Source organism: Alkaliphilus metalliredigens QYMF (assembly GCF_000016985.1).
In the GTDB taxonomy this organism is placed as follows: Bacteria; Bacillota; Clostridia; order Peptostreptococcales; family Natronincolaceae; genus Alkaliphilus_A; species Alkaliphilus_A metalliredigens.
The window spans coordinates 3,006,394-3,019,190 of sequence record NC_009633.1; the positions used below are offsets into that span (position 1 = coordinate 3,006,394).

The 12,797-nt window shown below is 36.7% G+C and carries 11 protein-coding genes and 1 other RNA gene; 1 reads left to right on the plus strand and 11 read right to left on the minus strand.

Annotation, left to right across the window (positions count from 1 at the left end; all coding sequences use genetic code 11):
* Positions 1–70: 70 nt before the first annotated feature.
* The 10 genes from AMET_RS14670 to AMET_RS14710 form a co-directional block, all read right to left on the minus strand.
* Positions 71–1,273, minus strand: coding sequence for an NRAMP family divalent metal transporter (locus tag AMET_RS14670; protein WP_012064093.1), 1,203 nt, complete (start codon positions 1,271–1,273; stop codon positions 71–73).
* Between the two features lie 28 nt (positions 1,274–1,301).
* Entirely contained in the window at positions 1,302–2,072 is a 771-nt protein-coding gene (locus AMET_RS14675) for a LamB/YcsF family protein (protein WP_012064094.1), read from the minus strand.
* Between the two features lie 230 nt (positions 2,073–2,302).
* A complete protein-coding gene (locus AMET_RS14680) occupies positions 2,303–3,691 on the minus strand; it encodes a sigma-54-dependent transcriptional regulator (protein ID WP_012064095.1) in 1,389 nt (462 codons plus the stop codon).
* Between the two features lie 73 nt (positions 3,692–3,764).
* Positions 3,765–5,543: a sensor histidine kinase gene (locus tag AMET_RS14685; RefSeq protein ID WP_012064096.1), complete on the minus strand. Its 1,779-nt coding sequence runs from the start codon at positions 5,541–5,543 to the stop codon at positions 3,765–3,767.
* A 13-nt stretch (positions 5,544–5,556) separates the two neighbouring features.
* On the minus strand, positions 5,557–7,053 hold the full coding sequence (locus AMET_RS14690; RefSeq protein ID WP_012064097.1) for a sodium:solute symporter family protein: 1,497 nt from the start codon (positions 7,051–7,053) through the stop codon (positions 5,557–5,559).
* Positions 7,046–7,183 carry a hypothetical protein gene (locus tag AMET_RS25855; protein WP_012064098.1) on the minus strand — a complete coding sequence of 46 codons (138 nt, stop codon included), beginning with the start codon at positions 7,181–7,183 and terminating at the stop codon, positions 7,046–7,048. Before AMET_RS25855 ends, AMET_RS14690 begins: the two co-directional genes overlap by 8 nt.
* Positions 7,184–7,502: 319 nt before the next feature.
* Entirely contained in the window at positions 7,503–8,888 is a 1,386-nt protein-coding gene (locus AMET_RS14695) for a DUF2207 domain-containing protein (protein WP_012064099.1), read from the minus strand.
* 227 nt (positions 8,889–9,115) lie between these two features.
* Entirely contained in the window at positions 9,116–10,936 is a 1,821-nt protein-coding gene (locus AMET_RS14700; RefSeq protein ID WP_012064100.1) for a DUF2075 domain-containing protein, read from the minus strand.
* 15 nt (positions 10,937–10,951) lie between these two features.
* A complete protein-coding gene (locus AMET_RS14705) occupies positions 10,952–11,269 on the minus strand; it encodes an HNH endonuclease (protein WP_049765270.1) in 318 nt (105 codons plus the stop codon).
* A complete protein-coding gene (locus AMET_RS14710; protein ID WP_049765271.1) occupies positions 11,266–11,472 on the minus strand; it encodes an NUDIX hydrolase in 207 nt (68 codons plus the stop codon). The genes AMET_RS14705 and AMET_RS14710 overlap by 4 nt, the downstream gene beginning before the upstream one ends.
* A 163-nt stretch (positions 11,473–11,635) precedes the next feature.
* Between AMET_RS14710 and AMET_RS26285 the strand changes: the two genes are divergently transcribed.
* Positions 11,636–11,890 (plus strand): DDE-type integrase/transposase/recombinase, encoded by a 255-nt coding sequence (locus tag AMET_RS26285; protein WP_408626408.1) that lies wholly within the window; start codon positions 11,636–11,638, stop codon positions 11,888–11,890.
* A gap of 439 nt (positions 11,891–12,329) precedes the next feature.
* On the opposite strand, the gene rnpB is transcribed toward AMET_RS26285, so the two are convergent.
* Positions 12,330–12,725: RNase P RNA component class A (rnpB, locus tag AMET_RS24685), an RNA gene on the minus strand.
* Positions 12,726–12,797 lie beyond the last annotated feature (72 nt).

Genomic DNA, 12,797 nt, shown 5'->3' on the forward strand with positions numbered 1-12,797 from the left:
TTACTTTACCTACGAACTCAATGATCTTTCAAAAGATATATTCACAGCATCTTTAAATGCGCAAGCTCTCTTAAAATAGGTTTTTAATATTCTGTAAGGAAGTCAAGCCTGCATAGGAGGATAAAATAACCGTAATGATACCAGCCACAATCAACCATGTAGGATGCTTGTAATCCCCAATAATGTCTTTTCGTCTCGAAGCTAAAAGAACAATTCCTAAAGTAATAGGTAAAATCAAACCATTGAGTGACCCTGCTAGAACTAATAGTCGAGCTGGTCTTCCTATAAAACTCATGATGATCGTAGATACAGTAATAAACCCAATAATAAAGTATTTTTCATGCTTAACAATGGTGGTGTTTAATGTTTTTAAAAAGGATACAGAGGTGTACGCTGCACCAATAACAGAAGTAAGTCCTGCCGCAAGCAATACAAATCCAAAGAATTTATAACCTACTTGTCCTGCCCCATGAAGAAATGCTGAAGCTGCTGGGTTAGATGGATCAAGCTCCACACCTTTAGCAACAACACCTAAAATAGCTAAGAAAAATAAAATACGCATAATTGAAGCAATCCCAATGCCCATCATAGAACTTTTCGTAATCTGACCTAAATTTTCTTCTCCCGTAACACCTGCATCAACTAAACGATGGGCTCCTGCAAAGGTAATGTATCCACCAACTGTACCACCTAAAAGGGTTATAATAGGAAATATAAGAACTTTAATGTTATCTGGTGCAACACTTTTAACCATCGCCTCTGCTACAGGTGGATTTGTTGTCATTGCAACATAAGCAACCATAGCAATCATAATACCACCCAATACCTTGGTAACTCTATCAATCACTGGACCTGCATTCCTAGAAACAAATATAAGAACTCCAAAAGTACCTGCAATAAGCGCACCATACTTAATGTCTAATCCCGTGAGAACATTTAATCCCAATGCAGCACCGCCAATATTACCAATATTAAATGCCAAACCACCTAGAGCAACCAATGCCGCTAAAAAATATCCCATTCCAGGCAAGATTTTGTTTGCGATATCTTGACCACGCATACCAGATACACATATAATACGCCATACATTTATCTGCACAACAAGATTTAATAGGATAGATACAAGAACAACAAATCCAAAGCTTGCCATATAATCCTGAGTAAATGTTGCGCTTTGTGTTAAGAAACCAGGTCCAATAGCTGATGTAGCCATAATAAAGGCAGCACCTAGTAATACACCCCAGTTTTTTTCTTTCACTTTCTCAACGGTCATTTTATTGCCTCCTTTTAATTATGGTATGCTACTTTAATAAGGCATCCATAGAAATCACTTGAATCTCTTCTTTCCCTAAGGTCTCCCTAATTTTATTTACGAACTCCAGTGCATGCTCATTATCTCCATGAACGCAGATAGAATGTGCCTTAATGCTTACATCCTCTCCATTAATGGCCTCTACCTTGCCTTTCTTAATCATTCGTACAACCCTTGCAACAGCTAAATCAGAATCATGAATGACTGCACCCTTTGTATTTCTGGAAACTAAGGTTCCGTCCGAATTGTATGCCCGATCTGCAAAAACTTCATGGGCAACCTTAAGACCTAATTTTTCTCCTACCTCTGTCATTTTGCTATTTGCAAGGCCTACAAGAATAATATTCGGATCAATTTCATAGACAGCTTCAGCAATGGCCTTGGCTAATCCCTCATCCTTCGCTGCCATATTGTATAAAGCGCCATGAGGCTTCACATGCTGTATTGCAACGCCTGCAGCTTTAGTAAATGCCCACAATGCGCCTATTTGGTACTTTACATAGGCCTTGGCTTCTTCCTGAGTCACTACCATATTTCGCCTACCAAAACCCATTAAATCTGGAAACCCTGGATGTGCACCAATAGCTACCTTATTTCTGATTGCCGCCTGAACTGTTTTTTCCATGACCATTGGGTCGCCTGCATGCCAACCACAAGCAATATTTGCCGAAGTAATATACTTTACCACTTCACCATCCATTCCAAGTTCGTAGGCTCCAAAGCTCTCACCAATATCACTGTTTAAATCCACTTGATACATTGTCTCCACCTCCTCATTTTATTTGAAATTTGATAATACTCCCCTATGTTATCCAATAATAGATTGAAGTAGCAAATATATAGTTTCTCTTATATACGCAAGAATGATGCCAAAATATTTTTTTGGAATTATCAGTATTTTCGCAGAATTCCATCTCAATTAAATTAGATTATGAGCAATTTCGCACAAGCAAAAGAGCGATATCGCTCTTTTGTTGCGATATCACTCTTTTAGGATTTAGTGTATTTTTCTTGCTTTCTTTTTAAAGCAAATCGACTAATCCCTAGTATGTAAGCTGCCTTTGAATGGTTTCCCTTGCAAAGTCTCAAAGCAGTTTGAATGTAGCTTTTTTCAATTTCCTGCAAGTAATTTTCTAAGGAAAAATCTTTTGGGATGTCTTCTCCTATCTTAATCATAGGCTGTATGTTAGTTGCTACTGTCTTTTCTTCACTCCCTACAATTTCAATAGGAAGATGCTCTAATCGAATATAAGAATCATCGTTCAAAATAATCGTCCTTTCAAGGACGTTTTTTAATTCTCGTATATTGCCTTTCCAGTGATACTTCAACAGCTTTTCTTTTGCTTCCTCAGTAAAATCCATGATTTTTTTATTGAATTTTTGATTATACTGAGCCAGATAATGTTGTGCTAAAAGTAGAATGTCCTCTCCTCGTTGTCGCAGAGGCGGTAAATCCATAGGAACAACATTGAGTCGGTAATATAAGTCTTCTCTAAATTCCTTTTTTTCGATGGCTTCCTCTAAATCTTTATTTGTAGCCGCAATGACTCTGATATTTACCTCAATGTCCTCAAGGCCACCCACCCTTTTAAATTTTCTTTCCTCTAAAAACCGAAGGAGCTTTGTTTGCATGTCCATAGATAATTCTCCAATCTCGTCTAAGAACACCGTACCACCATCTGCAATTTCCAAAAGGCCTTTTTTCCTAGCTGTAGCACCTGTAAATGCACTTTTTTCATAACCAAATAACTCACTTTCCATGAGTTGCGTTGGAATCGCCCCACAATTTATTTTCAACATAGAGGCTTCTTTACGTGGACTATTGTGATGAATTGCTGAAGCTACAACTTCTTTTCCCGTTCCCGTTTCACCTCGGATCAAAACGGTGACATCTTCATTTTCTGATAAAATGGCTACTTTACTAAAGACATCCTTCATACTTGAATGACTTCCTATAATTGTTTCATCGTTTGATAACTTTTCCTTTTCTAGGAGATATATTTTTTTCTGTAGCTTCAACTTATCAAATATACGGGTCAGAATAATTTGAACCTCATCTAGCTCAAAGGGCTTATTAATGTAGTCAAAGGCCCCATTTTTTATAGCAGTAACTGCCGTCTTAATATCACCATAAGCCGTCATGAGGACCACTTCTAAATCTTTATCCATTTCTTTAATTCTTTGAATGAGCTGAAGTCCATTACCATCAGGCAGACGCATATCTAAAAACACAGCCTGGGGCTTAAATAATGCGATTCTCTTCAGTCCTTCCCAGCTATCTCCAGCAGTCTCTGCTTCATACCCCAAATCCATTAAAGCTTCTTTAAGAGAGAGACGAATGGTTTCTTCATCATCAATAATGACTATTTTCTTTCTCATATTAAGTTTCCTCCTCTAGTGCACTGGTTATTCCAGTTAGTTGTTATTATTCATGGAACAACACTTCTTCATATTATTTTTCACTAAAATATACTTCCTGTAAGTGCAGGGGAAATGTTAATTTGAATTTAGTTCCCAGGTCAACACGACTACTCACTTCAATACTGCCTCGATTTTCCTTCACCAGCTCATAAACCACAGACAATCCCAAGCCCGTTCCCTGAGAATCTGTTGTAAAAAAAGGGTCAAATATCTTTTCAATATTTTGGGCAGCAATGCCACAGCCATCATCTTGGAATTCTATTATTGAAAATTCTTTGCCATAATCCCACTGGGTAGACAGATTAATTTTAAGAGCTCCTTGATTTCTCATTGCCTTTAAGGCATTTTTAATAATATTAATAAAAATCTGCTCTATCTGATCCTTGTCTGCAAAGATTAGTAGGTTTTCATTGTGTTTTAAAAAATTGATTTCAACAGTTACTTCGGTTTTGCCTTTACTGGTCAAATCCAAGGCACGCTGCAATACTCCCATGATACTTATTATTTCATAACGGGGTGTCTTAGGTCTAGCAAAGTTAAGTAAATCCGTAATGAGTTGATTGATTCTATCTATTTCATAGAGTACCCCATTAAATAATTTGTGATTTGACGAATCATCCTCAGGACTCAGTCGTTTTTTGAGTACCTGTATACTGGTTTTCATACCTGCAAGGGGATTGCGAATTTCATGGGCCATACCTGCTGCTAATTGGCCCATTGAAGTCAAGCGATCTAGGGTTTCCATACTGTTTTCTACCAGCTTCCGCTCCGTAATATCTCTAAAGCTGCAAATGGCACCACTGATTTCCCCAGTCTCACTCCTAAGTAATGAAGTTATCACATCGATATACAGCTTAGCTTCACCCGTTTCTTTATGAAAAACTTGAATCTCATTAATACTTTTCCCTGCATCTAAGGTGGCTAGAATCTGTTGATGCAACACTTCCTTAAGTTTCTTTTGCTCTAAAATCTCATGGTCACTAAGGTTAAGGAGCTCTGTAGCAGCTGTATTCATAGAAACCATGTGACCTTTCTGATCTGTGGTCATAATCCCCGTTGAAATATTCCTTAAAATATCCTCATTGAGGCGGGTCATCTCTAAAAGCTTCGTTTTATTGATTTGGAGCTTGACAACCATGTCATTGAAGGCAGTGGCCAGCATCCCTATTTCATCCTTTCGACGAATATTGATTTTTTCTTTTAAATTCCCTTGTCCAATTTTATCGCACAGTTCAGCCAACAGTTTAATGGGTTTAGAAATATTATAAGCAATAAAAATAGAAGCCTGCATAGAAAAAATCAAAGAGACAATAGCCAGTAAGATAACATACTTCTGAGCTTCTAAGACCTCCTGTGAAAACATCCGTTTACTTAAACCGTACCCTAATACCCAACCCCATGGTTCGTAGGATTGATATACAAATACGTCCTTTTCCAATTGAAAAGTGCCTTTCTTGTTTTCTCTAGCTATAGGATAAAATGAGTCTAGCCATTCTGCTTCATCCTTAAAATGATTTACAAGAAGTCCATCCTCATTTTTTATAAACACACCATCCCTACCAACTTCATCATAATACTGAATTAAAGAAAGCTGAGCCGCTTGAAGCTCCATTTCATTTAAATCTGCTTGTGCCTGTATATCATCTATATGGAGTGCCATCTCTTTCAAATGTTTACTAATGTTTTGAATTTCATTGTTCAGCAGCAATTGGTAGCCATTCCAATAAGATACAAAACCCAGTGTTGCTATAGATAGGATGAGTAAAGCCATAAAGGGAATTAGAATTTTGTTTTCTATATCTAGTCTCATAAGAAGTCACCTCTCATTTCTCTAACATCACTGGGTCTTCTACGTTTTTTAGTGTCTTGTAAGAATAGTGACTCACAAAGTAAAAAATGATAACTGCCCCTATAAACCCTGGAAATGCAGGGTGAACCATTTCGTCTGCTTTAGATATAATGATTCGATTCTTAAGAATAAAGCCTATGAGTATAATCAAGCCACCAATAAAAGAGGCGATAGCACCCTCCTTCGTCGCTTTATTCCAGAAGATACCCCCATAAAGAGGTAGCAAAAAGCTCACAGAAAAAGCACCCCATATATGTCCGCCATAAATCAACAAGCTGTCTGGCGGATTTAATGATAATATCAGTGAGATGGTACCTGCAACAAATATAAAGATCCGATTCATCGTAAGCAATTGATCATCATCGATTTCAGGATTAATCAAATTTCTGTAAATATCATAGCTAAAGCCACTGGCAGCAACTAAGAGTTGAGAATTTGCCGTAGAAATAGCTGCGGCCATGATACTAATTAAAATCAAACCACTAAAAGGCGAGTAAATCACATTATTAATTAAATAAGGAAAGACCTCATCTACTGAAGCAATGGAATGTATGGTTGGCACTAAAACCCTGCCCCCAATTCCAATGATGAAAAGCCCTAAATACAAGAAAGCCAGAATTAAAACAGAAAAACAAACCATTTTAACGGCTGTTTTGGTGTTTTTAGCAGAACTAATGCGTATGGCATACTGAGGGTTTGCTGCAAGCCCTAGCCCCCAGCCAAAAAATGAAGTGAAAGTCAAAAGCGGCGTATACGCACCCTTTGAAAAAGTATCTAGCAATGCGCCTTTTTCCGTCACATGTGGAAAGGCTGGAAATGGTCGCGTATTAATCAGTGCTGCCCCCTCATGCATCAAAGTAACACTTCCAACATTTCGTAGGATTAACACTACTGCCAGCAAGGTACCTACAATGATTAGGATAAAATTCAATCCATCTGTTCGCACAACAGAAAACAAACCCCCAAAGGTTGTATAAATGACAAAAAGATACACAAGAACAATGGCAAAGGTATAATTAATATCCAGCAGTTCTGAAATAACAATACCAAAACCACGAATTTGAATAATAATGTATAGTATATAGGTAATAACAATAACAAGTCCGCCCATAGCCTGAAGTCCTTTGCTGTTATAGCGCATATAAAAGTACTCCGGCACAGTAATGATATCATATTTTTTAAGTCGCGTAGCTAAAAGAACAAGACAAGTCGCCCCTAGAAACCATGGAACTACAGCATATAAAACGATATTGTAGCCATAGGCGTACATAGACCCTGTAAGCCCTTGCATGGAAGCCGCACTAAACCAAGTGGCACTAAATGTAAAAATACTGGCGGCCAAACCTAAGCTATTCACCGCAACAAAAAAATCTCTAGCGTTCTTTGTTCTCTTAAATCCACCTTTTCCAAATAAGAGCAAGATAATTGTATATATGGTGAAATAAAGTAAGTACATGATTGATTTATTCATCCCTCCACACCTGCTTGTACCTTAATAAAACAGCTAGAATAGATGGCGCTAGTGCAGACAAAATAAATAACCCACCTACGATCAAAGCCGTCTTCAAAGGTAACCCTATGATGGTAATTGCTGAATTCATTCTAACACCCCTCTAGCCTCTTTCCCAAGATATTGTTTTGACAAAATTGACACTTTCATTCCTACTCGTTAAATTATATCACACAATTATTTTCTTAAATATGCACTTACTAATTGATTGTGCCAAAATAGACCAAAAGATAAGGGAAGCACCTCCTTTTATTTGGATAGTGCCGTTAGTACCAACAGCTTTCAGACAGGCTCTTGTCTGTTACGTACACGTGCTTGCTAGCAATCTTAACACCGTTTATTGCCTTTAGATTTTTTTAGTATGTGTTCTTTTTTAAATAAGTAAATGTATGGAATCAGGACCCCATTTACTAACCACCTAAATTATCTGGTAAAGCAATGCTTTTCTGGAATGCATTGTTTTTATTATTATTTAAAATGAAATACCAATACATCCATCCGTATCCATAGGAAACCGAGCCTTCTCTATGACCCGTTTCAATATTAAATTCATTTAGGATATCATTATCAATGCCTAGTGCTAAACCGTAAACCAAAGCAATATCTTTTGGATAGTTACCTAAGTCATCTACTAGATTACGTTTTTTTAAGTTTTTCATATGTCTTTTAAATGCTATCCATCTTTTATATTCTACATAACCATAATCAGATTTCCTAAGCAACAATCCAATTCCTTGGATTAGGATTAAAAATGACGTTGCCACTAACATTAATCCTAGAAGGTTTTCATATACCAAGGCAACGATAGCTAAGATTAAGGTTATGGGAAATAAGATTAACAATGGCAAACCATATTTTTTACTACCTTCATCAAAGTAGCCCTTATTGATAGCATCTTCTTCTAGCAACTTACCCCATTTAGTATACTGCTTTACAAACATAGATTGATTATTTTTGCTATAGCTTTCTATATCCTTAGTTGTTACAGTGGCCCCATCCCCCATATCCTCGATTAACCAAGCAATAAAGTGCTTTTCATGACTTAGAAGACCCTCATCTTCTTCTTTTACCCTTGTTATAGTAAAGTGCTTTAACACTTCTTTTTTCTCCTCATACTCCTCTCCATCATCTACCCTTACATATCCTCTCCTGTAAAGATCAAGTATCGTCGCCATAATCGTATTGGTAGAAATAGCTGTACTTGTAATATAGGTGGTGATAGCTGGAGTACAGTCTTCTGGTACTTCCAAATACTTTCTTTCTTCATGGATATCCTTTAATCTACGATACTTCATCATTAGAAAAGTAAATAGAATGATTTCAATAATGGCCAATATAACTGCGATATTCCCAAATAGCACGCCTCTTGCTTCTCTTTTAAGTAGGTCTTCTTCTATTTTTTGCTCTAGCCTCGCTTCTTCCTCCATAATATTTGAGTAAGCATCTTCATCTACACTGTTTTGAGAAGTGGGTATAAAGGACCGAGGAAAAAGGATCCTAGCTTCTACAAAGGTGTCCTTAGGCACATCTTCTACTTTTAAATAAATGGTGTGATCCGATAGCTTATGTATTTCTCCATTTAAGGGCCCATGAGCAAAGATTTTCACCTTATTGTCTATATCTTCCTCTGGTAGGGTTATATTGACAGCAAAAAAATCTATAGGGGTATCATTTTCGCTTCCTAAAAATGTATAGTAAAGCTCACCTATATCACTATATTTTTTAGCAACATTTTTCATGGTATAGATTAAGCCAAAGGTTTTTTCTTCATTAACTTGTATTATGTCATTTACCAAAACCTATATGCAATAAAGTTCTTGAGCTATTCAGCTAGTAATGCCAAGGGGAGTTTACCTTCTCATTTTAGTATTGCTGCTATCCAACCAAGTGGAAGCTGTATTATTATCAAATGTAAATCCTTTATTTTTAAAGTATTCACCTATTGCTTTAAACTCTATAATAGCCTGTTTAACTTCTTCACGTATTTGAAGAATCTCTTGTTTGTAATTTTCATCATCAATCTTTATAATTTACTAACTCCACTTTCTAAAAGCACTTCATATGTATCGTCTAACACTGATGTATCTGGAACAAAAACAATAAAACCATCTCTGCCTCTTGTTAATAACACCCTATAGCTATTCAATCGTAGTTGATTAGGATCTTTGGCTTTAGCCCCTCCTTGCTCAAACTTCTTCCAGCTTGTTCCTTGCCAGAGCATGTCTTCTCCCCAACAAACAATTGGCATGTCCAACTCTAGCCCTTGACAGGCAAACTCTGTAGCAACCTTATTCATTTTACAACATGATAGCTCATTATCTAACCCGTAATTATACCAGGGTCCTACTTCTAGTTGTTTTGTTGTGTCATATGAATTATCAACCTGATACTCGGGCAATATTTTTGCCTTTGAAGATGCTAATAATCCATACCGCTTCTCTTTATTTCCCTCATATCTTTTTTGACAGTACCTCTTGGCCTTATCCAAATCCCTTGTCACATACATGTTAAATCCTTCTAAATTGATTTTTAATGACAGTTCCTTTGCCTCTAAAATACTTCCTCTTAAAAGCTTATTAGCCCAAGTTGTCACATCCTCTGAAAGATGAGATCTTAATGTCGTATTTAAATCTAATTTATCTATGGCTACTACCTCTACCACATCCTCGAAGATATGAGCTATCTTACTTGGACAAATCACCTTCCACTTCATTTTACTTTTTTTAACGGCTTCTTTCCACTGTTTGATCCCAGCTTCTTCTCCATTATGTATTTCTTGACCTTCACCTATTAATCCTAGTAGTGCAGCCCAGCTTGGAATCCTATCTGTAATCCTAATCATTAAGTCTGGCTCAGATAAATCAATATTATGCTTTTTCCTCACGTGTTCAAGATCCCATGCCCGTTGTGCCTCATCAAAAACTATAATATGTTCTTTAGGAACCTCTCTTTTTTGTATACCATAGTGTTTTACGTAGTGCCTCAAGGGTTGAACAAAAACCTTACTATCTAAAGCATGCTGCAAGACATCAACTAGCGGTCCATTGCCTGATAAAAATATTGATTGTTTTTTACTATCATCTTTAAAACATTCATAAACAAATTTGAGTCCTAACAACGTTTTACCTGCTCCTGGAACACCTGTTGCTAATATCAAAACCCGCTCTTCCTTTTCCCTTGCTGTTTTAGATATATTCTTAAGTTCCTCAACTGCTTCTGGTATTCCTGCGCTATTTGCTCTTCTAATATAGGGGAGAGGCTCTTTCTTAAATATTGTTTTGGCTGCTTGTACTAATGTTGGCAATGGTTCATATGGAGAATTCAGCCATTCTTTGGGCTCATAGCTAATTTCTTCTGCATCTAAGGAGTCAATTACTTCTCCCAGCTTATCCGGTGAACACGCATATACTTGATCAAATTCTTTTAACTTTTCTACTGATTTTGTAGGAATCAATACCGCCGTTACATGCTTGTTATAAGAAAATTGATGATAGTTTTTTATATCCCTTGAATAGGCAGAAACTTGATCTAAATCTGCTCTTGAAATACCCTCTTTTTCTTTAAATTCTACTACCCTAACGCTGTTTTGCGTTAATAAGATTAAATCAGGCCTTCTTCCTCCTTCATGTGGCAATTCATATTCAAAGATTAAATAGTATTTTTTATCTTTATACTTCATCAAACTCTCAACTAACTTACTATGGCAATCGATCCATGCATTTATTTGGCTTTCACTTGGGTCTTCACCACAAAGCAACTTATAATTCGTTATCATTTCATCTAACCATTGGTTTTTATGTAGGGCTAAAAATTCATTGATAAATCCTTTATAGCAACAGTTCATTTATATTTAACTCCTTTACTGAGCTTCATTTTCTCTATGCCATTTTATGTAGGGTATTTGCTCTTTCTTAAAATTAAGTCTTATTTCTTTACTGATATTTAGTACTCTATTTTCCCTTTCTTTTATTCTATTGGAAATTATTATCCTACCATCATCATGAAAGGAAATCAATCCTTTATCAAATAGTGCATCATGGGTAGGGCATAGTAGTATTCCATTATATACATCCAGTCGCTCCATATCATTACAATGTTTCCACGGTTTACAATGGCTAGCGATTAATATATCTTTCATTTCAAGGCCACAAATAGCGCATTCACTTGTATTAGTCAATAGAGTTCCTCCTTTAACCGTTTTATCAATGATATATCCGCAGGGGCAAAATCAAATCCACCCAATTCATTGACAGTTACCCACTTTACATCTCCATGAACAGAAAGTTTTACTATACCGCTAACCATTCTACAAAAATAGGCTAATAGCTTGATTTCACCTGCAGTATATTTATAAATACTTTCAGCAAAGAAATCTTCCACTTCCCTTGAAGCTTTTCTCCTTGTCCTCTTTGTTCTTGCTATTTTTATAAGGCCAGACTTCTACATAACTTTAAGCGAACTACATTTAACAACAAGATGACTAACGACACTCTCATTATCTGTATTATTTATTTGTATTTAACAGTCACTCATTGTAAAAGACATATACCATCATTCAGATCGCGGCAGCCAGTATTGCAGCAAGGAATATCAAACAAAGCTTAAATCATACCATATAGCCTGCAGCATGAGCCGCAAGGGAAACTGCTGGGATAATGCCTGTGCAGAAACCTTTTTTAGTGCTCTGAAATCTGAAAGAATCCAACATCGAGTTTACAAAAACTTAGCTGAAGTGAGATCAGATCTATTCTGGTATATTGAATATTTTTATAATAGAACACGTCAGTACACACATTAAATCCACATCCCCGTCTACTATCTTTCAAACCTTTCTACATAAATTTACCAATTCCTTCTATAAAACAGTAAATCTAACAAAACCATCAAATAAAAAAAGTTCTAAGTCCTCGGAGATATGTTTTCTTTCCATAGTACCTTGAACAACTACTCCATTTCCAATCTACTGACTTACTTACAAGTCCAGCTTTTACAGGATTTTGATGTATATATCTGATTACTGTTATAAGATATTCTTCACTTTATATATTTCTAATATTTCAAGAAATCTTAAGCAGTCATGCTCATCATGAAATACCTCCTGTATCTATTATTAATCTGAGTAAATCACTTAATAATCAAATATTAGTATCGGGAAATTTAGTAGATAAAATGAGTACTCGGTTTATGGATCATCTTGCAAAAACGCAAAAAAACCAACACAAAGTGTTGATTTTAGTTAAGCGAGTAAGTCTATAAGCCGAGTTCTGTATTTGACGATCATCTGTCTAGGCTAACTGTTACCAGTTAGCTCAAGCGACCTACCACGGGACGCGACGGGCAGCCGCGTTTTCTAGTCCCTACTTGGTCTTGCTCCGGATGGGGTTTACATAGCCAGTTAGTCGCCTAACTGCTGGTGCGCTCTTACCGCACCTTTCCAGCCTTACCAGACAGCCCTAAGGCTGTCTCACCACATACCCAGTATTGCTACTGAGTAGGGGTTCTGGCGGTATATCTCTGTTGCACTATCCTTAGAGTCACCTCCACTGGGAATTACCCAGCACCCTTGCCCTACGGAGCTCGGACTTTCCTCGTCCACAGAACAAGTCTGTGGCCGCGATCATCTGACTTACTCGCAATATTCTTTTGTTAAGCTAGATACATATCCTATCATTAAAACAGCCATTTGTCAAAATGTAATAATTGGT